Consider the following 23,999-nt stretch of genomic DNA (forward strand, 5'->3'; position numbering starts at 1 on the left):
AAAAAACCTCTTTAATATACATATCGATATTAAAGAGGTTTTTTATTTTAAAATGATATCAACAATAAAAATCAGCTAGTTAGCCGATTTGGATTGAAACCATTGTAACTTCTCATTCAGTGTGACAACCTCTCCCACAATAATTAGTGCAGGGCTTTCCATTGTTTCTGCCATCTCTGCCAGTTGACGTAATTGACCAACCATTACTTTTTGTGTGGTTAAAGTGCCCTTTTCAATAATTGCAATCGGCATGGTCGCGCGCATATTTTGGCTAAGTAACATTTGCTGAATATAACGAGCTTTACTTAATCCCATATAAAAGACTAACGTTTGGTTTTCTTGTGCAATACATTGCCATTCAGCCTCGTTTAATCCTTTGCCATGCCCAGTAATAAAGCGGACACTTTGTGCATAATCTCGATGTGTTAAGGGAATACCTGCATATGTTGTACAGCCTGAAGCTGCGGTAATACCGGGGATCACTGAAAAGGGAATATGATGTTCAATCAAAGCTTCTAGCTCTTCACTGCCTCGACCAAAAATAAAGGGATCGCCTCCTTTTAATCTCACCACTCGTTTTCCTACAGTGGCTTCTTTGATTAAAATTTGATTGATTTCCTCTTGAGGAACACAGTGAAAACCGGCTTGCTTACCAACATAAATACGCTGTGCATCTCTGCGGACTAATGCCATTACCTCATCAGATACTAATCTATCGTAAACCACTACATCAGCTTGCTGGCACTGCTGTAAACCTTTAATAGTCATTAGCCCAGCATCACCCGGCCCAGCTCCAACCAAAACAACACTGCCTTGCGGTTGCTGATGTTCAGATAATAGTGCGCTAATACGTTGCTCAATACCGTCATCTCTTTGCGCTTCTATTTCAGCTTGTAATGATTTATCTTCGAAAAATTGCTCCCAAAAATAACGTCTGGCATTTATCGATGAAAAACGCTGTTTTATTTGCTTACGTAACTTGCCGGCGAGTTGTGCTAACACACCAAGATAATTAGGGAGCAGTTGCTCAATTTTTTCTCGCAAAATACGCGCTAGCACAGGGGCTTTTCCACCTGATGAAATCGCCACTACAATAGGAGAACGATCGATAACAGAAGGCATAATAAAGCTTGCTTGCTCTGGTGAATCAACCACATTACAAAATATCTGTTTCTCTGTTGCGGATTGAAAAACCTGTTGATTCACTTGCTCACTATCTGTTGCCGCAATAACAAGCCATTTACCTGATAGATGATCCGCAGTAAATATACCCGTGATACAGTTTAGTTTTTGCTCAGAATGCCACTGCATAAACTGTCCTGTAAACGAAGGTGCGATAACAGAAATAATAGCTCCCGCTTCCATAAGTAGTCGGGCTTTACGTTCAGCAATATCACCGCCTCCCACTAATAAACAAGGTTTACCTCTGAGCTGACAGAATATTGGAAAGTAATCCATATTCATTCCCCTATTTATTGAGATGATTCACTGTGGCTGCGTACACTAACCGTACTGCCTTCAACCTTGACGTCAAAATGGGTGATCGAGAAACGCTCATCTTCAAGACAAAAACCATCCGTTAAACGAAAATGCTGTTTTTTTAGCGGGCTAACGATATACAACTCATTTTCATGTTCAGCGATCAGCCCTCGAGATAAAACACTAGAATGTGCAAAGGGATCTATATTACTTAACGCATATAAACGAGCATCAGAATAAGGGCGAAATATAGCAACGTGATCTTGTTCCACCAGCGCACAAACACCTGTTCCTGGCGTAATCTCCTCTAATTGGCAAACAGCTATCCATTGGCTCATGATTGCGCCTCCTCAGTGACCATTTTGATATCGATACGTTCATGTAAACGTGCGGGACGGTGCTGAAAACGTTCTTTTACCGTTTGCACAGTCGGATCAGGCATTGGATTATTAATAAAGTGGGCAAACCGTTTTAATGCTTTTGGAGAATCAACAGTTTCTTTCCATTCACAAGCGAAACGTTCTCGTAAGGTGTTCAGTTCTTTTTCTAACTGCGCATTTAAGCCTAATTTGTCGTTAATGATGACATCACGTAAATATTCAATACCGCCATCTAAATTATCTAGCCACACTGAAGTGCGTTGAAGTTTATCGGCGGTGCGAATATAAAACATCATAAAGCGGTCGATATAATGCACTAAAGTTTCTTCATCGAGATCAGAGGCAAAGAGATCCCCATGACGTGGTTTCATACCACCATTTCCACCAAAATAGAGATTCCAACCTTTATCTGTGGCGATAATACCAACGTCTTTTCCTTGCGCTTCAGAACATTCACGGGTACAACCAGAGACACCAAATTTCATCTTATGAGGTGTTCTAATGCCTTTATAGCGATGTTCTAATGCAACACCCAAACCGACACTATCTCCGACGCCAAAACGACACCAACTACTCCCCACACACGTTTTTACCATACGCAGAGCTTTCGCATAGGCATGACCTGTTTCAAAACCGGCAGCAATCAATTTTTTCCAGATAGCAGGTAAATCTTGTTTATGTGCACCGAACATAGCCATGCGTTGCGAGCCAGTAATTTTGGTATACAGATTATATTCTTGAGCAATTTGCCCAATAGCAATAATGCCTGCAGGTGTAATTTCACCACCAGGAGAGCGAGGAATAATGGAATAAGTCCCATCTTTTTGCATATTCGCGAGGAAGTTATCGTTAGTATCTTGTAGAGGAACTAAATCATCACGCAAGATATAATCGTTCCAACATGAAGCAAGCAATGAAGCTACTGTTGGTTTACACACTTCACAACCATAGCCTTGACCATGCTTTTTCAATAGTTCATCAAAACTTTTCAGCCCTTCCACACGAATAAGATGATAAAGCTCTTGGCGAGAATAGTGGAAATGCTCACAAAGATGATGATTAACCTCGATACCTTGTTTAGCTAATTCTGCATTTAAGACTTGAGTCACCAATGGAATACAACCACCACAGCCCGTACCGGCTTTGGTTTCAGCTTTAATAGTAGCGACTGTATGACATCCTCGTTCAATTGCTTGAATAATGTCGCCTTTTGTTACATCAAAACAAGAGCAGATCTGTGCGCTTTCAGGCAAGGAATCAACACCAATTGCAGGCTTACTTCCCGCATGTACAGGCAAAATTAAAGCGTCGGGATGCTCTGGTAATTCAATCGTGTTCAGTGATAATTGCAAAAGATTGCCATAATCTTCGGTATCTCCCACCAACACAGCACCGAGTAAGTATTTATTGTCTTCACTAACAATCAGGCGTTTATAAATTTCTTTGCCTTCATCGAGATAAATATAACTACGACACCCTTCTTGACGACCGTGAGCATCACCGATACCACCGACGTCAACACCAAGAAGTTTTAATTTTGCACTTAAATCGGCCCCTTGAAAGACAGTGTGATGGCCTAATAAATTATCAACTGCCACTTGTGCCATCTTGTAGCCCGGTGCAACTAAGCCAAATGTTTTATTTTGCCAAGATGCACATTCACCAATGGCGTAAATATCAGGATCGGTTGTTTGGCAATAATCATTAATAACAATACCGCCTCTTGGGGCAATATCTAAATCACATTGACGAGCTAATTTATCTTTTGGGCGAATCCCCGTAGAGAACACAATAAAGTCAACTTCAAGAGAAGTACCATCTGCAAATTGCAGTGTCTTACGTGCATTTTCTCCTGTCGATAATATTTCTTGTGTATTTTTGGACGTATGCACTTTTACACCCATACGCTCTATTTTTCGCTTAAGTTGTTCACCACCTAACGTATCAAGCTGCTCTGCCATTAATGTTGGTGCAAACTCGATAACATGCGTTTCAATACCCAAACTTTTTAGCGCGCCAGCGGCTTCTAAACCTAAAAGTCCTCCACCAATCACCGCTCCTTTACGGCTAATACGTGCACAAGATTCGATAGCATTTAAATCTTCAATAGTCCGATAGACAAAGCAATCTGATGAGTTATTTCCCTTAATTGGAGGAACCCATGGATAAGAGCCCGTTGCCATGACTAACTTATCGTAACTAACACAGCGCCCCGTATTTGTATGTACCACTTTTTCGTCACGATTAATGGTTATTACACGCTCACCAATTAATACTTCTATTTGGTATTTTTCGTAATAACCTTGTTTAACTAAAGAGAGTTCTTCTGCAGTGTGATGGGAAAAATAAGAGGAGAGATGGACTCTATCATATGCAACACGAGGTTCTTCACAAAAGACGACAATATTAAATTCTTCATTACCACCTTTATCAATCAGCTCTTCGATATAACGGTGCCCGACCATACCATTACCGATGATTGCGAGTGTTTTCTTGCTCATTTTTGCCTCAGATTTAAAGATTTCTAAGGCTAAAATACGAAACTACTCATAAGCGATATTGATGAATATCAAATACAGCTTAATCAATTCAGCTACTACAACTTAATAGTCAATGAGTTACTACTAAAGGAGTATTTTATTACCCTGTACTTGCGGTTAATTATTCTTCTACCATAATTAATTTTGGCCACTTATAACGAAGTGTTATATGTAAGCGTAATTAAAACTTTGCGCATTGATCACGTTTTGCCTAAGTTAAGTTCACAAAGTAATAACTAATAAGTTATTGACATAACGACTTTAGCTACACCATTTCAGGGAGCGTCTCATGAAAGCAAAATTATTATCATTATTCGTTGTGGGTGCCCTTTCCGTACCGGCATTTGCAGCAACACCTGCTAATACATTAATTGTGGTACAAGGGCTTGATGATATTGTCAGCCTTGATCCTGCTGAAAGTAATGAACTATCCAGTATTCAAACTGTACCCAGTTTATATCAACGTATTGTTCAACCTAATCGTGATAATCCAGAAATTAATGAACCTATTTTAGTTGAAAGTTGGCAAGCAAATACTGAACAAAAAACAATCGTATTTAAAATTAAACCTGATGCAAAATTTGCTTCAGGTAACGCTGTACGTCCTGAAGATATTATCTTTTCTTATCAGCGTGCGATCACCATGAATAAATCACCAGCCTTTATTCTAAATGTCTTGGGTTGGAAAGCTGATAACATTAATTCGTTACTGAAAAAAATCAGCGACAAAGAATTAGAAGTACGCTGGACCGCCGATGTCAGCCCTGATGTTGTGCTCAATATTCTTTCAACACCAATTGCTTCTATCGTTGATGAAAAGCTAGTTTCCGCTCATGTTAAAAATAATGATTTTGGTAATAGCTGGCTGAAAATGAACTCAGCAGGAAGTGGCGCATACAAAATGCGTGCTTATCAACCACGTCAAGCCATTGTGTTAGAAGCTAACCCTCTATCACCAACTGGTGCGCCTAAAATGGCGAATATTATTATTAAGAACGTGCCCGATCCGGCATCACGTCGCTTATTAATTGAAAAAGGTGATGCAGATATTGCACGTGAACTCGGCACTGACCAAACTGCCGCGTTAGCAGGCAAAGCAGGGATAAAAATATTAGATATCCCTTCAGCAGAGCAAGTGTATATGGCGTTTAATACTGCCAGTGGAAATCCAGCACTGAGTAACCCTGCATTTTGGGAAGCCTCTCGTTATTTAATTGACTACAAAGGTATTACTGAAGATTTAATGCGTGGTCAGTATTTTATTCACCAAAGTTTCTTACCTGTGGGTTTACCCGGCGCATTAAAAGATAACCCATTCACTTTTGATCCCAAAAAAGCTAAAGAAATTTTAGCCAAAGCAGGGATCACTAATGCACGCTTTACATTGGATGTAGAAAATAAAGTCCCTTACATCACTGTGGCGCAATCCATTCAAGCAAGCTTTGCTCAAGCAGGTGTACAAGTGGATTTATTACCGGCGGCAGGTAGCCAAGTATATAGCCGTGTGCGTGCTAAACAGCATCAAGCGGCAATTCGCTTTTGGATCCCTGATTATTTTGATGCTCACTCAAATGCCAGTGCCTTTGCTTATAATGACGGACAATCCAATACTGTTGCTTGGTTAAATGGCTGGAATATTCCTGAATTAAGTCAGCAAACATTGACCGCACTTAATGAAGCGGACAAAACAAAACGTCAATCGCTCTATACTGAAATGCAAAAAGAATTACAACGTAGCTCACCTTATGTATTTATCGATCAAGGTAAAAACCAAATCGTCATGCGTGATAACGTCAAAGGTTATGCACAAGGCCTAAATGCAGATATGGTCTATTATGACAAAGTAACTAAGTAATATTTTGTTCTGAAACCATCCACAGTCATGTTACTGTGGATGGTCTATTTTTTGCCATTTCACTAGGCTATTGCTGTATGAATACTGCTATGACGTTACCTTTTCGTCTAAAAAGTCAGTTAATTACCTTTGCTCAAGGAATATTGACACTGGTGCTGACTCTTTTAGGGCTTCTTGTCATCACTTTTACACTTTCTGCACTTTCACCTGTCGATCCTGTCTTACAAATTGTTGGTGATCACGCAAGTCTTGAAACCTATAACCAAGTCAAACATGAATTAGGGCTAGATTTACCTATCTACATGCAGTTTTTTCACTATGTGGAAGCACTGCTACAGGGGCATTTAGGCACAGCAACATCAACAGGCCAGCCAGTGCTTGATGATTTGTTAGCAACGTTCCCCGCCACATTAGAATTAGCAACCGTTGCATTACTGATTGGTGCCAGTCTTGGTATTTTATTCGGCGTTTTATGTGCACGATTTGTAGGAACACCTCTCGATTTTATTTTGCGAATTCTAACGTTATTAGGTAGTTCAGTTCCTATTTTCTGGTTAGGTTTGATTTTACTATTGATCTTCTATGCCACATTACAATGGACGGCAGGCCCCGGACGATTAGACGATATCTATCAATTCACCATAGAGCCCATAACTGGTTTTGCATTAATTGATACATTATTAGCTGGCGATAACGATGCTTTTTTTAATGCGTTATCACACCTTATTTTGCCTGTTTCTCTATTAGCTTATTTTGCCCTTGCTTCTATCACTCGCTTAACTCGTTCAGCCTGCTTAAACGAAATGAGTAAAGAGTATGTCACACTAGCGAGAGCAAAAGGCATTGGTGAGTTGCGTATTCTTTTTTATCACGTATTGCCTAATATTCGGGGGGTCTTAATGACCATTATCGCCCTCTCTTATACTGGCATGTTAGAAGGTGCCGTATTGACAGAAACGGTCTTTTCTTGGCCGGGAATTGGTCGATATCTTACAACAGCACTTTTTGCAGGTGATACCACAGCTATTATGGGCGGTACCTTAATTATCGGTTTATGCTTTGTCTTTATTAATAATATGACCGATATCGTTATTCGTTTGACTGATCCGAGGCTCCGCTAATGACATCTTCATTTTTAAGAAAAATAGCGCGTTCGCCTTCTGCCTTTATCGGTTTATCGTTGCTTATTTTACTGTTAATTATTGCTATTTTTGCACCTTGGCTAGCCCCTTATGATCCAAATTGGCAACATGCAGCCCAACGCTTGTTAGCTCCCAATGCTGAACATTGGTTAGGCACAGATAATTATGGACGCGATATTCTTTCTCGTCTTATCTATGGTACCCGCCCAATGCTAGGTTTAGTCGGCTTGGTGGCGCTGATTACGCTACCTTTAGGATTATTGATTGGTATTTTATCTGGATATTATGGCGGTTGGACTGAACGTATTTTAATGCGCGTCACCGATATTGTGATGTCAATGCCTTCTCTTATTCTCGCTTTTGCCTTTGTTGCAATGTTAGGCCCTGGTCTGCTAAATGGTGCATTAGCACTGGCTTTAACTGCATGGCCTGCTTATGCACGACAATCACGCAGTGAAATTCAACATTTACGCAATAGTGATTATCTTGCAGCAGCCGAAATGATGGGGATTAAAGGTATCAGGCTGTTATGGGGACATATTTTACCGCTATGTTTACCTTCAGCCATTGTCCGTTTAGCGCTGAATTTAGCGGTGATTATTCTCGCAGCTGCAGGATTAGGCTTTCTTGGATTGGGTGCTCGCCCACCGATGGCGGAATGGGGAGCAATGATCGCAGAAGGTATGCCTGTTATTTTTGATCAATGGTGGGTTGCCGCTATTCCAGGTACAGCGATTTTAATCAGCAGTCTGGCATTTAATTTATTGGGTGATGGATTACGCGACGTACTGGGAGATACCCATGAATAAAACACCATTAATTGAGGTAAATAACCTCTGTATCGATTTTCCAAAAGCAAGAGTTGTCAATAATGTCTCTTTCTCTTTAGGTCAAGAGCGTTTGGCAGTTGTTGGCGAATCAGGTTCAGGCAAATCAATGACCGCACGTGCATTAATGGGCTTAGTTCGTCAGCCGGGAAAAGTCAGTGCAGATAAACTAAATTTGCAGGGAAATAATTTATTGAATTTCTCATCTCGCCAATGGAATAACATCCGAGGTAATACGATTTCAATGGTATTACAAGATCCTCGTTATGCCTTAAATCCGGTAAAAACCATTTATCAGCAAGTAGAAGAAACCGTAAAACAGCATCAAAAACTTTCGCGCCAAGATAGACGCCAACTTATCATCGATACACTACTGTCTGTCGGTTTACCTGAACAGAATATTTATCGCTATCCCGGTGAATTATCAGGTGGTATGGGGCAACGAGCAATGATAGCTATTGCGCTAATCAATAACCCTACTATTTTAATTGCCGATGAACCGACATCAGCACTTGATGCTCAGTTACGTCATCAAATTCTTGAACTGATCACCATACAATGTGAGCAACGCAACATGGGCTTATTGTTAATTAGCCATGATTTGCCCCTTGTTGCCGAATATTGCGAACGTGTTATGGTGATGTACCAAGGCGAACAAGTTGACGAACTCAATGCTAAAGCGCTACCGACTGCCACACACCCTTATACTCGTACTCTTTGGACATGCAGACCTAATGCAAGCACTTATGGCACGCAATTGCCTGTATTAGATAGAACGCTTAATTTCAAGGAGCTACATCATGCTAATTGATATTCATGATTTACATGTTCAATTTGAACAAGGTAAACAAGCAAAACACGTTGTAAAAGGGATTAATCTACATGTTCAACAAGGTGAAACTTTCAGCTTAATAGGTCGTTCTGGTTGCGGAAAATCGACTATTTTACGAGTGATTGCAGGATTATTGCCTCATTGGCAAGGTGCTATATCCCTTTTAGGTCAAACAATTAAACCTCAACAACATTTTCAAGGGACATTACGTCGTAATATACAAATGGTGTTTCAAGATCCCTATGCCTCTTTACATCCTCAGCACCGTATTGAGCGTGCGTTCTCTGAGCCTTTAAAGATCCATCAAATGCCTTTTGATAAAGATACGATTGAACAAGCATTAGCCCAAGTTGGTTTGCCCGGGGATGTGGCAAGTCGTTATCCTCATCAACTTTCTGGTGGGCAACGTCAACGTGTCGCCATTGCAAGAGCCCTATTATTACAACCTCAATTATTACTTTTAGACGAGCCAACTTCAGCGCTAGATATGTCAGTACAAGCCGAGATCTTAAATCTGCTTAACACGCTGAAAAAAAAGCATAATATGACGTACTTATTAGTTAGCCATGATGCCGATGTGATTGCACATATGTCGGATAGAGCTGCATTAATGGAAAATGGTGAACTAACACAACATTATGATCGGGATGCGTTATCAAAGGGAATACACCGTCTCGATTGAGATAAAAGAGAATAAATAAAAAGAAAGATCCAAGCAGTATTAGGTTATTAATACTGCTCTTTTTCATTGTTCTACACTGTGTTTAAACTAATAAACCAGGAAAAATAGAACGTAATCCGGTCACAATAAATTCAATACCTAACGACATTAATAATAAGCCCATTATACGAGTCACCACATTAATGCCCGTTTGCCCTAAATATTTTACTAATAGTGTTGCGCTGCGAAACAGCAACCAACAGCAAAAGGCAAAAAAGATACTGGTTGCGGCTAATCCTATAAAATTAGTAAGACCTTCCCAGCGAGAGCTCCACACAATACAAGAACTGATTGCCCCGGGTCCCGCCATTAATGGTAATGCTAAAGGCACAACAGCAACGCTATTACGTACTGCGGATTCGTTTCTTTCTTGATTATTTTGTTTATCTTCCCCTAAACGCCCATTTATCATCGTCATTGCAATGGTAACAATCAGCATCCCACCTGCTATACGAAACGAGTCGATAGAAATACCAAAAATACTCAGTATAGAATCACCAATTAACAGAGAGGAAACTAAAATAATTGCAACGGAGCCATTCGCAATTAAGTTTGTTTTATTGCGCCCTGCATCAGTTTGATAACTCGTCATACTGATAAAAACAGGCAAAATACCAATTGGATTTACAATCGCAAAAAGACCGACAAAAAATTTAATATAACCGGATAAATCCAGCAATGACCCCATGAAAAGCCCCTTCTTGGCTAATAAACATGCGAATTATCTATAAAAGATAGATTAACTCTAAAAAATGCGCGTTACTTTAAATCAATAAACCAGTTAATTCTATTAGTTAACAAGTTTTTACCTAAAATATTCTATTGTAAACTGATTAAAACCTAGTGGTTTAATTTTATATCGAAATCGAGTGTACGACAAAAAAATCGTTGAAGATTTATTACATATAAGAATCATTCTCATAAAAAGTCATGCTGAAAGGTGTCAGCTTGCTAATTTTGTGACATATATCACGTTAATTAATTAGAAAGATGGTAAGCTGTTATCATTCAGAAAAAGAGGGTTACTTCGAAAATACATTTGCCTTGGTTATTGTTTTTTTTAAGTTTTTTAAGCAAATTATACTCTCTAATAATTATTATTGAATTGAGCACATTATTATCTTTCTAAGCTATTCTTATTAATTATGATGAAAACAGCTAATTTGCTTAAAAAATTTAACATTTTATCAGGAGTCTCTTTATGTCTGTAACTAACGTTACTGAACTCAATGATTTGGTTGCTCGTGTAAAAAAAGCCCAACGTGAATTTGCTAATTTCTCTCAAGAACAAGTTGATGCTATTTTCCGTGCTGCTGCATTAGCTGCCGCTGATGCTCGTATCCCTCTTGCAAAATTGGCTGTCAAAGAGTCTGGTATGGGTATCGTTGAAGATAAAGTGATAAAAAACCACTTTGCTTCTGAGTATATCTACAATGCGTATAAAGACGAAAAAACCTGCGGGATCTTATCTGAAGACCTTACTTACGGCACAATAACCATTGCTGAACCTATTGGGATCATCTGTGGTATCGTACCAACAACTAACCCAACTTCTACTGCGATTTTTAAAGCACTAATTAGCTTAAAAACACGTAATGGTATTATCTTCTCTCCACACCCACGAGCAAAAGAAGCGACAAACCGTGCCGCTGAAATCGTATTAAATGCAGCTATCGCTGCAGGCGCACCAAAAGATATTATTGGTTGGATTGATGAGCCTTCTGTCGCCCTATCTAACGCATTGATGCACCATGATGATATTAACCTGATTTTAGCAACAGGTGGTCCAGGCATGGTTAAAGCAGCGTATAGTTCGGGTAAACCTGCTATCGGTGTTGGTGCAGGTAATACTCCTGTTGTTATTGATGACTCTGCTGATATCAAACGTGCAGTGGCTTCAATCTTAATGTCTAAAACTTTCGATAACGGCGTAATTTGTGCATCAGAGCAATCTGTTATCGTTGTTGACAGCATTTATAAACAAGTTCGTGAGCGTTTCTCAACTCACGGCGGTTACATGCTAACAGGTAAAGAATTAAAAGCTGTCCAAGATATCATCTTAAAAGACGGTAACTTAAACGCAGCTATTGTAGGTCAACCAGCAACAAAAATTGCTGAAATGGCCGGCATTGAAGTACCTGTCAATACCAAAATTTTAATTGGTGAAGTAAAAGAAACCACAGAAGCAGAACCATTTGCTCACGAGAAATTATCTCCACTATTAGCAATGTATCATGCTCAATCATTTGAAGATGCCGTGCTAAAAGCTGAAAAATTAGTTGAGATGGGGGGGATTGGTCACACTTCTTGCTTATATACAGACCAAGATAACTGTCCTGAACATGTTGCCTATTTCGGCGACAAGATGAAAACATCTCGTATTTTAATCAATACACCAGCATCTCAAGGTGGTATTGGTGACTTATACAACTTTAAACTTGCTCCTTCTCTAACATTAGGTTGTGGTTCATGGGGTGGTAACTCCATTTCTGAAAACGTAGGGCCCAAACACCTTATCAACACTAAAACCGTGGCGAAAAGAGCAGAAAATATGTTGTGGCATAAACTTCCTAAATCTATTTACTTCCGCCGTGGTTGTTTACCTATCGCACTGGAAGAGATTGCGACAGATGGTAAAAAACGTGCCTTTATCGTGACCGATGGTTTCTTATTCAACAATGGTTATGTTGATGAAGTAACTCGTGTACTGAAAAAATTTGGCGTTGAAACAGAAGTCTTCTTTGAAGTTGAAGCAGACCCAACATTAAGCGTTGTGCGCAAAGGCGCAGAACAGATGAATAGCTTTAAACCTGACGTAATCATCGCATTAGGTGGTGGTTCCCCGATGGATGCGGCGAAAATCATGTGGGTTATGTATGAACATCCAGAAACTCACTTCGAAGAATTAGCATTACGTTTCATGGATATCCGTAAACGTATTTACAAATTCCCGAAAATGGGTGTGAAAGCACAAATGGTTGCTATCACAACAACATCAGGTACAGGCTCTGAAGTAACACCATTTGCCGTTGTAACTGATGATGAAACTGGTCAGAAATACCCATTAGCAGACTATGCATTAACACCTGATATGGCTATCGTTGATGCAAACCTTGTTATGAATATGCCTAAATCTCTATGTGCATTTGGTGGTTTAGACGCAGTGACTCACGCATTAGAAGCCTACGTTTCTGTATTAGCGAACGAATATTCTGATGGACAAGCTCTGCAAGCATTAAAATTACTGAAAGAATATCTGCCTGCAAGTTATCATGAAGGCGCGAAGAATCCAGTTGCTCGTGAACGTGTTCATAATGCAGCGACCATTGCGGGTATTGCTTTTGCTAACGCATTCTTGGGTGTTTGTCACTCAATGGCGCATAAATTAGGCTCTGAATTCCATATTCCTCACGGTTTAGCTAATGCGTTATTAATTTCCAATGTTATTCGTTATAACGCTAATGACAACCCAACAAAACAGACTGCATTTAGCCAATACGACCGCCCACAAGCACGTCGTCGTTATGCAGAAATCGCTGACCACTTAGAGCTTTCAGCTCCGGGTGACCGTACAGCGGCTAAAATTGAGAAGTTATTAGCTTGGTTAGAAGAGATGAAATCTTCATTAGGAATTCCATCTTCTATTCGTGAAGCGGGTGTCCAAGAAAGTGATTTCTTAGCAAAAGTTGATAAATTGTCTGAAGATGCATTTGACGATCAGTGTACTGGAGCTAACCCTCGTTACCCACTGATCTCTGAACTAAAACAACTGTTATTAGATTCTTACTACGGTCGTGAATTTAATGAGCATCCGGTTGTTGAAGTGAAACAAGAGACAAAGGCGACGAAAAAAAACAGTAAAAAATAATCGAAACACGCTGTGTTAGTGTGATCCTCAATATTTCGGTTATTTATCCTTAAATAGAAAACCCAGCCCTACTACGGCTGGGTTTTTTTATGATTTCTCATTTGTAATTTGCTACTGGTTTCTGAGATTAAGGAATAAGGCGTGGTAAGTCACTATTTAGCCATAAATTATAGGTATTTATACTTAGCTTATGGATTTTCTTTTTACTATAAAAATAGTGTCTTCCTTTATGTATTCATAATTAGCTCTAGAAAAGACGCTGAACAACTTATCTCTCTAGCTATACCAATGCATTAGCACATTATAAAAAACGCCTTTGGGATGATTACAGGACGCGTCAAACTCTCCCCTCTTTGATTAGTTAGTTTAATTATTTCACTCTTACCTTATGTCCTTCACAAAATGACTATAACAAAATGTTATTTGAAATCATCGTGTTTACCTTACAATTTCTTACAATTGTATTTTTGTTGTTATCTGATAAAAACAAATAGACTTCATCATCTGGATTATTAATTTGTATTCAAAATATGGAGATATAAATATTTTATATCTATAACCACGTTGAATTTATAAAAGACATAGTTTCAATAAGTATTATCAAAATGAAGCTTACTCACTTATTGCCAAAATAATAACGTAATAGAGGTCACTATTTGTACATTCCGCTTAGAAACTTACTCCTTTAGGAGTATGAGAAGAACCTTTTTATCCCTATTAACAGCCACAAAATGAAGTGTTTTATTTATTCAGTAATAACTTAAGCAGTCTATAATCAGCATCTATAAAACTCGATATAAACGTTTCATTATACCAACTATAGATAAACGAAATATCTTTTAGCCTTTTGTGCCTATCTTTATTCAACTTTATTAAACTATTAATAATATAAATGCATCAAATGTCTCTCTCTCTTGTCATTTGTAAAAAACAATATCGACATCACAAAATAAACACCTTACGTATATTTGATTATGTCTTTTTTGATTAATGATAATGAAATCTATGAAATAAATAAATTTTCTTATCAAAAAATAACATATCTTCACAAAAGAAAATCAAACTCACCGCATTTTGATATAAAAAAAGCCAATAAATTGGCTAAAAATTAAAAATATATAAACATTTTTTGGTATTACATAATATAACGCTTTATTTGAACTCTTATTTCATCCTCCCTCTTTCACCCTGACAAATTAGTAAAAGAGGGAAATTGAAAAAGTTACTCTTGTTCAATACACCCTTTTAATGTTGCCTGCGTATAATGCTTACGACAGACTGAAACATATTTTTCATTTCCACCTATTTCAACTTGAGCACCATCACTCAGAACATTTCCTTTATCATCTAGGCGTAGTACTTTATTTGCTTTTCTACCGCAATAACATACTGTTTTAAGCTCTACAAGCTTATCAGCCCATGCTAATAAATAAGCACTGCCGGTAAATAACTCACCTCTAAAATCCGTTCTTAATCCATAAGTGAGAACAGGAATATCATAGGTATCCGTTATTTCGCAGAGTTGTTCAACATGCGCCTTACTTAAAAATTGGCACTCATCAATCAATACACAGTGAATAGGCTGTTTGTTATGTTCAGCAACAATAACATCACGAATATTCATATCATCACTAAAGAGTAATGCATCCGCACTTAATCCTATTCTTGAGCTAATCTTTCCCTTTGCAAAACGTGTATCAATAGCCGCTGTGAAAATCAATGTACGCATTCCTCGTTCATTATAGTTATAAGAGGATTGCAATAAAGATGTTGATTTTCCAGCATTCATGGCTGAATAATAAAAGTAAAGCTGAGCCATCAGCTCTCTCCTTAAATAGTGTTTATTTTCACGAGCGACAGTCTAACATAAACAATCTGCAAGTTATCTATAACAAGTATTTATTACCTTTATTTCTATTCTAGATATACCATCGAAAGATCAAATTTGTTGTTAATGCTAATTTTTGTTTAAAAAATAAATAGCTTTAATAAGTACTTAACATATTAAAACACACCTTGATATACCTTTATTAAAGTATGAAAGTTAGTCCGATTCCATTTTTAGAAAAAAGTCCGTTATTATAAAAAAATGAACAAAGCTTTCTATTCTTTAGCATTAGCGCTATCATCAGTTAAAAGATGCATTTCCTTACTAATATTTCCTTTATTGACTAAAGATGCCTCAGCTTTTATTATTTTTTTCGTTGAGATATTAGTTTAAAAAAAAGAAATTTTACGTAAGGTTTGTATTTAGGTATTGCAGAAATTTAAATAGCAATCTATTATTAGTATTACATCAGCCAACAACATTTATTTGAGACCAGGAAAATGAGCGAATCTTTAAAAATATTAAATAACATCCGTACTCTTCGCGCACAAGCAAGAGAAACTTCTTTAGAAACTTTAGAAGAAATGCTAGAGAAACTTGAAGTTGTCGTTAATGAGCGTCGTGAAGAATTCTCATTAGAAAAAGCAGCTGAAGAAGAACGTGTTCAGAAATTACAAAAATACCGTGAAATGTTAGAAGAAGCCGGTATTGATCCAACAGACTTACTTGAAGCAAGTGCAACTAATAAAACTGGCCGTGCTAAACGTGCAGCTCGCCCAGCTAAATACTCTTACGTTGATGATAATGGTGAAACTAAAACTTGGACAGGCCAAGGTCGTACACCAGCTGTAATCAAACGTGCTATTGATGAAGAAGGCAAATCATTAGAAGATTTCCTGCTGTAATTTAAGTCAATACTCTATTTGAAATACCCTTTTAATTACTTAAAAGGGTATTTTGTTGTTTATCCTATTTAATTAAACAAGCGTTTAATTTTAATATGTGCTGATGTTGTTTGTATTAGATGTGGGTAAACAAAAATAAAAACTGTAATAACTACGTTATTTATTTTTATTTATAATGAAAAAGGAGCTTTATCGCTCCTTTTTTCTTTGATTTAATGAAACTAATGTTATTAATTTTTATAATAACTTAAATACCAATCAACAAACTGTTTTACGCCATATTCTACTTCTGTATTTGGCGAGAAACCTATTGTTTCAGACAAGTCTTGGCAATCGGCACAAGTAGAAAGAACATCACCATCTTGCATCGGCATTAAATTCAATTTAGCTTTAATATTTAATGATTTTTCTATCGCTTCAATAAATGCCATCAATTTGGTTGGTTGTCCATTACCCACATTGTAGATTTTATAAGGAGCAGAACTCGAAGATGTTTCGCCTTTCTCTACTGTCCAGTTTTCATCTGCTTCTGGTATAACATTAACCAATCGAACAACTGATCCCACAATGTCATCGACATAAGTAAAATCACGCGTCATATTTCCGCCGTTATAAACATCAATAGGTTCACCAGCTAGCATTGCTTTAGTGAATTTAAATAATGCCATATCAGGACGTCCCCAAGGGCCATATACCGTGAAGAAACGTAATCCCGTTGTTGGTAATTGATATAAATGTGAATAGCTATGAGACATTAACTCATTGGCTTTCTTTGTTGCTGCATATAATGAAACAGGATGATCAACACTATCTTCTGTTGAGAAAGGCTGTTTCTGATTTAAACCATAAACAGAGCTTGATGAGGAGTAGATAAGATGTCCGACTTTATTATGGCGACATCCTTCTAATATATTTATATGACCAACAATATTCGCATCAATATATGCCATTGGGTTTTCAATTGAATAACGAACCCCAGGTTGAGCAGCTAAATGAATAACTCGATCAAATTGGTGTGATGCAAATAATTGAGCCACTTTTGCTGAATCAACGATATCAAGTTTCTCAAAATGGAAATTTTCTTGCTGTTGCAATTTAGCTAATCGAGCTTCTTTTAAGCGCACATCATAATAATCATTCAAGTTATCTATTCCAACAACATGATAACCCATTTCGATTAAACGCTGACTCATATGATAGCCAATAAAACCCGCCGCACCTGTTACCAATATTTTCATATTATCACTCAAATAGCCCAATAATTTATTTTTATGCCAACGCTATCATGCTTAATATCACCTCGATTAAACATCATAACGCTTAACATCATCATACATTACAGAAATCAACATGGCTCAATACTAAATGCATTGAGCCATACCTTAATCTCTTACAATCGCTTTATCTAGCTTTTCCCACAAAATAATCCACTTATTATGCATTATACATTTGCAGGAATTATACAGTGAGATTAACCATATAAATGATTATTAATAAGCTTTATTTTACTGTATTTTTAATGATTTTATCCATTGTGCAAAATCTTCACCAAACTCTTCGTGCTGTATTCCGTACTCTACGAAGGCTTTCATATACCCTAATTTATTACCACAATCGTGGCTTTTCCCTTGTAGGTGATAAGCTTCAACAGCTTCTTTTTCAATCAGCATTGCAATTGCATCAGTTAACTGAATTTCATCTCCAGCACCCGGAGCGGTTTTCGCCAAGAGTGGCCAAATACTTTCAGATAACACATAACGTCCTACGATAGATAAATTCGAAGGTGCTTCTTCTTTTTTAGGTTTTTCAACAACACGAGTTATGGGTTTGCTATCACCCGGGCATAAACTTTCACCCATGCAATCAACAATACCATAATTAGAAACTTCATCTTCAGGAACAGGTTCAACAAGAATTTGGCTTGCGCCGGAATGTTCAAAATGAGAAAGCATCTCTTTTAAGTTAACTTTCGTTAAATCGGCACTGTATCTATCTAAAATGACATCAGGCAGGATAACAGCGAAAGGCTCATCACCAATTAATGGCTTAGCACATAAAATAGCATGGCCTAATCCTTTTGCTATTCCCTGACGGGTTTGCATAATAGTGACATGGCTTGGACAAATGCTTTGTACTTCTTCTAATAACTGGCGTTTAACGCGTTTTTCTAAAATCGCCTCTAATTCAAAACTCGTATCAAAATGGTTTTCAATTGAATTTTTAGATGAATGTGTAACAAGTACAATTTCATTAATACCTGCCGCAATACACTCATTCACTACATATTGAATAAGAGGCTTATCAACCACTGGCAACATCTCTTTTGGAATTGCCTTGGTTGCAGGTAGCATTCTTGTTCCTAATCCAGCAACAGGGATCACCGCTTTTCTAACTTTACGCACTGCTGATGACATTATATTTCTCCTGCAATTCGTACCGTTCTACTTTCAGATGTGAATGGGTACAATTAAAAATAATCGCCAGAGTATACCAGCTAATATCTAAGGATAAACAGACTCCTACTCGTTAATTGAGATAGTTCTTCATTTATGTTTAATATATGCACGATATTCTATTTTTATTTAATCTAAACTTAACTTTTATAGATAGGTGAAAACATTAATTTAATCTGATTTGTGTTATCCCAAATTTTACATTGCCAAATTGTTCCCTCACATTTTACTTGATTAATATATAAAAGTTGCAATGTACCTAAAGGAACACCGCTATTTAATTCGAATTTTTTACTTTCTGTTTTTATTTCAGCTTTTAAACCTGCTGAAGCTAATAGAATATTTTTTTTCTGAGTATGATAATAACCAAGTGTGATAGGAAATTGTCCTTTCACCCCTATCTCATTAATCATTTTATTTAATTTATTCAACATGTTATACATACTTGGCAAAGTTCGTGCTTTTTCTGATGACTTTAATACATCATTAAAAACAACCCGTAAGAGTAAAGCGACCAAAAGCCCATTTTCATCATCTCTCGATATATCCACACAATAGAAAATAATTTGATCTTCTGATAAAGCTGCAATATCAAATAGCAAACCCATTTTAGCTATATCATTTAATTGACGATAATTAACACAATATCCTGCAACAACCTGCTTAACTTGAGGCTGCATCTGTTTTATGAACGATTGAATATAATGAGTATCTTTTCGTAAGCTATTCCAAAGTGGTTCTAAATGTATACCTTCTATTAATACTGATTCAAAAAAACCAGGGCATAATACTTCAATGACTTTTTGTTTTAATTTATCAAGATGTGTTATTGGTTTAAGGAAAATCTCTTGTGCCCCTAAACGCAACATATCATCTATTTCAGCCATATTATCTGTACATGAAATAGCAATAACAGGAATAGCCAATTTAAGTTGTTCAAGATGACACAAAAAAGTGGGACCATTCATTATCGGCATACGGATATCACATAAAATAAGATCAGGAAGCAATCCCCCTTCTAATAAAGATAATGCTTGGCTACCGTTATCTGTTGTATAAACGCAGGCCTTCTCATGTGAAAAATACTCCGTCAACATTGTGCGAAAAACGACCTCGTCATCAATTATTAAAATTTTTTTACCCACTAAGGCTTTGTTCATTGGTGACTCCGGTAACTATCGTTTCACATGCTGATAAATTAGCGCTACATTATTAGTTTAGTTCAACATTGACGTTAATTATTCCCAATCGTTACTTTTTTCAATCTATGGGTAATCGTCATACAGATAACGTGAATTAGGACATTATTTTGTCGAGTTTATGCCCCTGCAATAGCCAATTATTCTACTCTGATTGTTGCGAGCCTTACCATCTAGGTCAAAAAAACGCCCCAACAGCAGAAGCATTGATGCGTTCGCGTTATAGTGCGTTCGTTAAGCATAATGCGGATTACTTAATAAAAACGTGGCATCCCTCTTGTCGTGTTACATCTTTATATGATGAATTAACTTCAGGCTTTCCAAATACACAATGGCTTGGACTCAATGTTATCTCATCGCAAGCGAGCACAAATAAAAATGAGGCATATGTTGAATTCTCAGCTTGCTTTATTGAAAGAAATGCCGATGATAAACAGTACTTACATGAACGCTCTCGTTTTCTAAAAATAGATGACTGTTGGTTTTATATTGACGGTGTGAAACCGAAAGTGGGACGAAACGATCCCTGCCCTTGTGGTTCAGGACGTAAATACAAAAAATGTTGTGAAAATAACATCAAATAACGGCAAACACAGAAGTAAAAGAAAGGATTTATCCATACATGCAACACCAAAATATTCAAAAAAAAATACTACGTACAATTTGCCCTGATGCAAAAGGACTTATCGCTAAAATCACCAATATTTGTTATAAACATCAATTAAATATTGTTCAAAATAGTGAGTTTGTTGACCATCGTACGGGTCGCTTTTTTATGCGTACTGAGCTTGAAGGTATCTTTAACGATGAAACCTTTCTTGCCGATTTAGATGATGCTTTGCCACAAGGCTCCAAACGTGAGTTAAATACCGCAGGCCGTCGTCGTATTGTCATTATGGTGACAAAAGAAGCACACTGCTTGGGTGACTTATTAATGAAAAGTGCATTTGGTGATTTGGATGTTGAAATTGCCGCCGTCATTGGTAATCACGATACGTTAAAACACTTAGTAGAACAATTTGGTATTCCTTTCCATCTTGTTAGCCATGAAGGCTTAACCCGTGATCAACATGATGAAAAGTTAATTACACAAATTAATCAATACAAACCTGATTATGTTGTACTCGCAAAATATATGCGTGTATTAACACCTGCATTTGTACAAAACTTCCCAAACCAAATTATTAATATTCACCACTCATTCTTACCCGCCTTTATTGGTGCACGTCCTTACCATCAGGCTTATGAACGCGGTGTTAAAATCATTGGTGCAACAGCACACTACGTAAACGATAATTTAGATGAAGGTCCAATCATCACTCAAAATGTGATCAACGTTGACCATACGTTTTCTGCTGAAGATATGATGCGAGCGGGCCGAGATGTTGAAAAGAATGTTCTTAGTCATGCATTATATTGGGTTCTTTCACAACGTGTATTCGTTTACGGTAACAGAACAATCATTTTATAAATTTTCTGCCACTAATAACGCAAGTATTACAACTATCTAAATGTAAACCGCGATAACAAGCATATCGCGGTTTATTTTTATCTTATATAAATAGAGATGATATTAATTAAAATCAACATGATAGCGCATAAAGCTTGAACGATACGCACATTTTTACAGCAGTCAGACTCTTTTTAGTAAAATAGCGCTTTACAGATCTCAGGTATTTGGTATTATTGCGCCCGCTGTCACGGACAGCAAAACAATTTAATGTTGGTGGGATACCCAAGCGGCCAAAGGGAGCAGACTGTAAATCTGCCGTCACAGACTTCGAAGGTTCGAATCCTTCTCCCACCACCATCTCCTATCCGTTTTACTCTAGAAAAATCCTTTTCATTCCATTTTATTAATTAAATCTAAAAATCGATTCAATACACTCGAGTGATACTTAGATTTATAGATGTAACAGTTATATCGTACTTCAGGTTGAATTAATGGTATAAAGCATAAGTCTGCTTCATACTCATCTTTAAATGGATTTTCATCTGTTAATAAAAGAGAATTATGCGTTTGAATAAAATTCAAACAGCAATTAAGATCATCCATTATTCTAACACACACAGCCTTTCCTCTATCCCCAATTTCACTCTCTAATTTTTTTATCTTAGCTGTTTTGTATAATGCCGGATCACATAACCAAATATTTTCACTCAAAAGTCTATCAAGATTATTATTGACACCATTTACAAGTGTTTTTTGACAACAAATACCCAAGTATTTATTTTCTATTTTATGAAGAAGGCTAAATTTTTCACTAATAATTTTATCAGAACTTAATATTAATGTATTACCATCATAATCAGGTATTTCTTCAAAGTTTTCTCTTGAGAATCGCATTATATTTATATGGGAATAATTTTTATTTGCGGCTTGATAAAACTGAGTTAAATATTGACTTTTTCCCCAATCATAATAAACATGAATGCTATTATTTATAATACCCGATATATGTTTTTTAGTTATCTCTTTTTCCTGCAAATAGAGCGATTTCAAATCATTATAAAGCTCAAGCCCTTCTTGGGTTAAACTCATGCCAAACTTCTCTCGTTTAAATAAACGCTTTCCTAATACGGCTTCAAAGTCTTTTATAGATTTAGCAACGGGAGGCGTTGTGCGATTCATCACCCGAGCAGCTTTACTTAATGAACCATTTTCGACTACGGCCATAAAGGCTTCTAACTTACGAGAAAAAAACATAATTCACCATTCCTTAGCTGTGTAGAATAAAATAATTTCATTAATTCATTTGATGTAAATGAAATAATGATTAATTAATTTAAAAATTAATTTTATATAAAAGCAGTTTTATATAAATATACTTTTACCTCCTTTTAATGAATACAATTTATAACTACAATATTATTTTTATTATGTCATCATTCTTCACATATAAAGAATAATAATACTTATATTCTTCTATCAAAGATTAGTTTATGTTTCTAGTTTGTTTAATTAATATTTTTTGTTATGTAATTAATTATTTTTATTAAATTAGCGCACTCTATTTAATAATCTTTATTTTATCTCTCTCTTGATAAGCTATACCATCATTTCAGTGATTTGCTTACATTCATTTTATGATCCTGTTAGTATAAGGCATCCTATTATTCAATATATAAATGGTTACAGTCACATGAAATTTGTCTCTTTCAATATTAATGGTTTACGCGCTCGTCCTCACCAACTTGAAGCTATCATAGAAAAACATCAGCCGGATGTTATTGGACTTCAAGAAACAAAAGTTCATGATGATATGTTTCCATTAGATACAGTGGGTGCCTTGGGTTATCATGTTTTCTATCATGGCCAAAAAGGACATTATGGTGTTGCCTTACTCACAAAAGAAAAACCTGTCGCAATACGTAAAGGGTTTCCTGGTGATGACGATGATGCACAACGTCGCATGATCATGGCAGATATCGAAACACCAGCGGGTTTAATGACAGTGATGAACGGTTATTTTCCTCAAGGTGAAAGCCGTGATCATGAAACTAAATTTCCAGCAAAAGAAAAATTTTATACCGACCTTCAAAATTACCTGACTACCAGCTTAAAACCGACCTCTCCAGTACTTATTATGGGTGATTTAAATATTAGCCCAACAGATAAAGATATTGGCATTGGCGAAAATAATATGAAACGCTGGTTAAAAACAGGCAAATGTTCTTTCCTACCAGAAGAGCGGGAATGGCTGGCAACCTTAATGGGTTGGGGATTAACAGATACATTCCGCCAACAGCACCCTGAAGCTAATGATAAATTCTCGTGGTTTGACTATCGTTCTAAAGGATTCGATGATAACCGAGGTTTACGTATTGACTTACTTCTAGCAAGTCGCTGCTTAGCAGATAATTGTATTTCAACAGGAATTGATTACGAGATCCGTGGAATGGAAAAACCTTCTGATCACGCACCAGTTTGGGCTGAATTTAAAATCTAATCAAATGAAATCTTAATTCA

General features: G+C 36.9%; 19 protein-coding genes and 1 tRNA gene. 11 read left to right on the forward strand and 9 right to left on the reverse strand.

The genetic code is table 11. The features are described from left to right. Positions 1-75: 75 nt before the first annotated feature. From cysG to nirB, 3 genes are read right to left on the reverse strand one after another with little or no spacing between them, the layout of a single operon-like run. Positions 76-1,458: a siroheme synthase CysG gene (cysG, locus tag QSH13_RS08040; RefSeq protein ID WP_286038993.1), complete on the reverse strand. Its 1,383-nt coding sequence runs from the start codon at positions 1,456-1,458 to the stop codon at positions 76-78. Between the two features lie 14 nt (positions 1,459-1,472). Further along, positions 1,473-1,817, reverse strand: a complete 345-nt coding sequence (gene nirD / locus QSH13_RS08045) for a nitrite reductase small subunit NirD (protein WP_196544492.1) — start codon at positions 1,815-1,817, stop codon at positions 1,473-1,475. Next, positions 1,814-4,360, reverse strand: a complete 2,547-nt coding sequence (gene nirB / locus QSH13_RS08050) for a nitrite reductase large subunit NirB (RefSeq protein ID WP_286038992.1) — start codon at positions 4,358-4,360, stop codon at positions 1,814-1,816. Before nirB ends, nirD begins: the two co-directional genes overlap by 4 nt. A 328-nt stretch (positions 4,361-4,688) precedes the next feature. Here nirB and QSH13_RS08055 point away from each other — a divergent pair, with 328 nt between their 5' ends. The 5 genes from QSH13_RS08055 to QSH13_RS08075 all read left to right on the forward strand — a co-directional run bounded on the left by QSH13_RS08055 (position 4,689) and on the right by QSH13_RS08075 (position 9,737). After that, a complete protein-coding gene (locus QSH13_RS08055) occupies positions 4,689-6,254 on the forward strand; it encodes an ABC transporter substrate-binding protein (protein ID WP_286038991.1) in 1,566 nt (521 codons plus the stop codon). A 77-nt stretch (positions 6,255-6,331) separates the two neighbouring features. After that, complete coding sequence (locus QSH13_RS08060) at positions 6,332-7,375, forward strand: ABC transporter permease (protein WP_109406207.1); 1,044 nt, start codon at positions 6,332-6,334, stop codon at positions 7,373-7,375. Then, positions 7,375-8,205: an ABC transporter permease gene (locus QSH13_RS08065; protein WP_109397665.1), complete on the forward strand. Its 831-nt coding sequence runs from the start codon at positions 7,375-7,377 to the stop codon at positions 8,203-8,205. The genes QSH13_RS08060 and QSH13_RS08065 overlap by 1 nt, the downstream gene beginning before the upstream one ends. Continuing rightward, a complete protein-coding gene (locus QSH13_RS08070) occupies positions 8,198-9,034 on the forward strand; it encodes an ABC transporter ATP-binding protein (protein WP_109406206.1) in 837 nt (278 codons plus the stop codon). The genes QSH13_RS08065 and QSH13_RS08070 overlap by 8 nt, the downstream gene beginning before the upstream one ends. Further along, entirely contained in the window at positions 9,021-9,737 is a 717-nt protein-coding gene (locus tag QSH13_RS08075) for an ABC transporter ATP-binding protein (RefSeq protein WP_369961344.1), read from the forward strand. Before QSH13_RS08070 ends, QSH13_RS08075 begins: the two co-directional genes overlap by 14 nt. A gap of 82 nt (positions 9,738-9,819) precedes the next feature. Here the strand turns inward: QSH13_RS08075 and QSH13_RS08080 are convergent, their stop codons facing one another. Next, complete coding sequence (locus QSH13_RS08080) at positions 9,820-10,464, reverse strand: YchE family NAAT transporter (protein WP_109397668.1); 645 nt, start codon at positions 10,462-10,464, stop codon at positions 9,820-9,822. Positions 10,465-10,977: 513 nt separating this feature from the next. On the opposite strand from QSH13_RS08080, the gene adhE reads away from it, so the two are divergent. Next, on the forward strand, positions 10,978-13,644 hold the full coding sequence (gene adhE / locus QSH13_RS08085) for a bifunctional acetaldehyde-CoA/alcohol dehydrogenase (protein WP_185902059.1): 2,667 nt from the start codon (positions 10,978-10,980) through the stop codon (positions 13,642-13,644). 1,222 nt (positions 13,645-14,866) lie between these two features. Here the strand turns inward: adhE and QSH13_RS08090 are convergent. Then, complete coding sequence (locus QSH13_RS08090; protein ID WP_023581977.1) at positions 14,867-15,463, reverse strand: thymidine kinase; 597 nt, start codon at positions 15,461-15,463, stop codon at positions 14,867-14,869. 509 nt (positions 15,464-15,972) lie between these two features. Between QSH13_RS08090 and hns the strand changes: the two genes are divergently transcribed. Beyond that, positions 15,973-16,377, forward strand: coding sequence for a histone-like nucleoid-structuring protein H-NS (gene hns, locus QSH13_RS08095; RefSeq protein WP_006536429.1), 405 nt, complete (start codon positions 15,973-15,975; stop codon positions 16,375-16,377). 230 nt (positions 16,378-16,607) lie between these two features. Here hns and QSH13_RS08100 read toward each other — a convergent pair whose 3' ends face one another. From QSH13_RS08100 to rssB, 3 genes are all read right to left on the reverse strand, one after another. Next, on the reverse strand, positions 16,608-17,615 hold the full coding sequence (locus tag QSH13_RS08100) for an NAD-dependent epimerase (RefSeq protein WP_109397670.1): 1,008 nt from the start codon (positions 17,613-17,615) through the stop codon (positions 16,608-16,610). 267 nt (positions 17,616-17,882) lie between these two features. Continuing rightward, the gene (gene galU / locus QSH13_RS08105) at positions 17,883-18,791 is read right to left on the reverse strand and encodes a UTP--glucose-1-phosphate uridylyltransferase GalU (RefSeq protein WP_006536427.1); all 909 of its coding nucleotides are present in this window, start codon (positions 18,789-18,791) and stop codon (positions 17,883-17,885) included. Between the two features lie 179 nt (positions 18,792-18,970). Beyond that, entirely contained in the window at positions 18,971-19,990 is a 1,020-nt protein-coding gene (rssB, locus tag QSH13_RS08110) for a two-component system response regulator RssB (RefSeq protein ID WP_286038990.1), read from the reverse strand. 149 nt (positions 19,991-20,139) lie between these two features. On the opposite strand from rssB, the gene QSH13_RS08115 reads away from it, so the two are divergent. The 3 genes from QSH13_RS08115 to QSH13_RS08125 all read left to right on the forward strand — a co-directional run bounded on the left by QSH13_RS08115 (position 20,140) and on the right by QSH13_RS08125 (position 21,839). Next, positions 20,140-20,613 carry a YchJ family protein gene (locus QSH13_RS08115; RefSeq protein ID WP_109406204.1) on the forward strand — a complete coding sequence of 158 codons (474 nt, stop codon included), beginning with the start codon at positions 20,140-20,142 and terminating at the stop codon, positions 20,611-20,613. A gap of 38 nt (positions 20,614-20,651) precedes the next feature. Then, positions 20,652-21,500, forward strand: a complete 849-nt coding sequence (purU, locus tag QSH13_RS08120; protein ID WP_072064098.1) for a formyltetrahydrofolate deformylase — start codon at positions 20,652-20,654, stop codon at positions 21,498-21,500. 254 nt (positions 21,501-21,754) lie between these two features. After that, a tRNA-Tyr gene (locus QSH13_RS08125) sits at positions 21,755-21,839 on the forward strand. Between the two features lie 33 nt (positions 21,840-21,872). Here the strand turns inward: QSH13_RS08125 and QSH13_RS08130 are convergent. Continuing rightward, on the reverse strand, positions 21,873-22,736 hold the full coding sequence (locus tag QSH13_RS08130; RefSeq protein ID WP_109406203.1) for a helix-turn-helix domain-containing protein: 864 nt from the start codon (positions 22,734-22,736) through the stop codon (positions 21,873-21,875). A gap of 436 nt (positions 22,737-23,172) precedes the next feature. On the opposite strand from QSH13_RS08130, the gene xthA reads away from it, so the two are divergent. Further along, entirely contained in the window at positions 23,173-23,979 is an 807-nt protein-coding gene (gene xthA / locus QSH13_RS08135) for an exodeoxyribonuclease III (RefSeq protein WP_286038989.1), read from the forward strand. The last annotated feature ends 20 nt before the right edge of the window (positions 23,980-23,999 follow it).

The sequence above is a fragment of the Proteus faecis genome (assembly GCF_030286765.1).
Taxonomy (GTDB): domain Bacteria; phylum Pseudomonadota; class Gammaproteobacteria; order Enterobacterales; family Enterobacteriaceae; genus Proteus; species Proteus faecis.

Bases quoted from the DNA above. Each gene is read 5' to 3' on its own strand.
- cysG (WP_286038993.1), bottom strand. From the start codon at position 1,458: ATGGATTACTTTCCAATATTCTGTCAGCTCAGAGGTAAACCTTGTTTA.
- nirD (WP_196544492.1), bottom strand. From the start codon at position 1,817: ATGAGCCAATGGATAGCTGTTTGCCAATTAGAGGAGATTACGCCAGGA.
- nirB (WP_286038992.1), bottom strand. From the start codon at position 4,360: ATGAGCAAGAAAACACTCGCAATCATCGGTAATGGTATGGTCGGGCAC.
- QSH13_RS08055 (WP_286038991.1), top strand. From the start codon at position 4,689: ATGAAAGCAAAATTATTATCATTATTCGTTGTGGGTGCCCTTTCCGTA.
- QSH13_RS08060 (WP_109406207.1), top strand. From the start codon at position 6,332: ATGAATACTGCTATGACGTTACCTTTTCGTCTAAAAAGTCAGTTAATT.
- QSH13_RS08065 (WP_109397665.1), top strand. From the start codon at position 7,375: ATGACATCTTCATTTTTAAGAAAAATAGCGCGTTCGCCTTCTGCCTTT.
- QSH13_RS08070 (WP_109406206.1), top strand. From the start codon at position 8,198: ATGAATAAAACACCATTAATTGAGGTAAATAACCTCTGTATCGATTTT.
- QSH13_RS08080 (WP_109397668.1), bottom strand. From the start codon at position 10,464: ATGGGGTCATTGCTGGATTTATCCGGTTATATTAAATTTTTTGTCGGT.
- adhE (WP_185902059.1), top strand. From the start codon at position 10,978: ATGTCTGTAACTAACGTTACTGAACTCAATGATTTGGTTGCTCGTGTA.
- QSH13_RS08090 (WP_023581977.1), bottom strand. From the start codon at position 15,463: ATGGCTCAGCTTTACTTTTATTATTCAGCCATGAATGCTGGAAAATCA.
- hns (WP_006536429.1), top strand. From the start codon at position 15,973: ATGAGCGAATCTTTAAAAATATTAAATAACATCCGTACTCTTCGCGCA.
- QSH13_RS08100 (WP_109397670.1), bottom strand. From the start codon at position 17,615: ATGAAAATATTGGTAACAGGTGCGGCGGGTTTTATTGGCTATCATATG.
- galU (WP_006536427.1), bottom strand. From the start codon at position 18,791: ATGTCATCAGCAGTGCGTAAAGTTAGAAAAGCGGTGATCCCTGTTGCT.
- rssB (WP_286038990.1), bottom strand. From the start codon at position 19,990: ATGAACAAAGCCTTAGTGGGTAAAAAAATTTTAATAATTGATGACGAG.
- purU (WP_072064098.1), top strand. From the start codon at position 20,652: ATGCAACACCAAAATATTCAAAAAAAAATACTACGTACAATTTGCCCT.
- QSH13_RS08130 (WP_109406203.1), bottom strand. From the start codon at position 22,736: ATGTTTTTTTCTCGTAAGTTAGAAGCCTTTATGGCCGTAGTCGAAAAT.
- xthA (WP_286038989.1), top strand. From the start codon at position 23,173: ATGAAATTTGTCTCTTTCAATATTAATGGTTTACGCGCTCGTCCTCAC.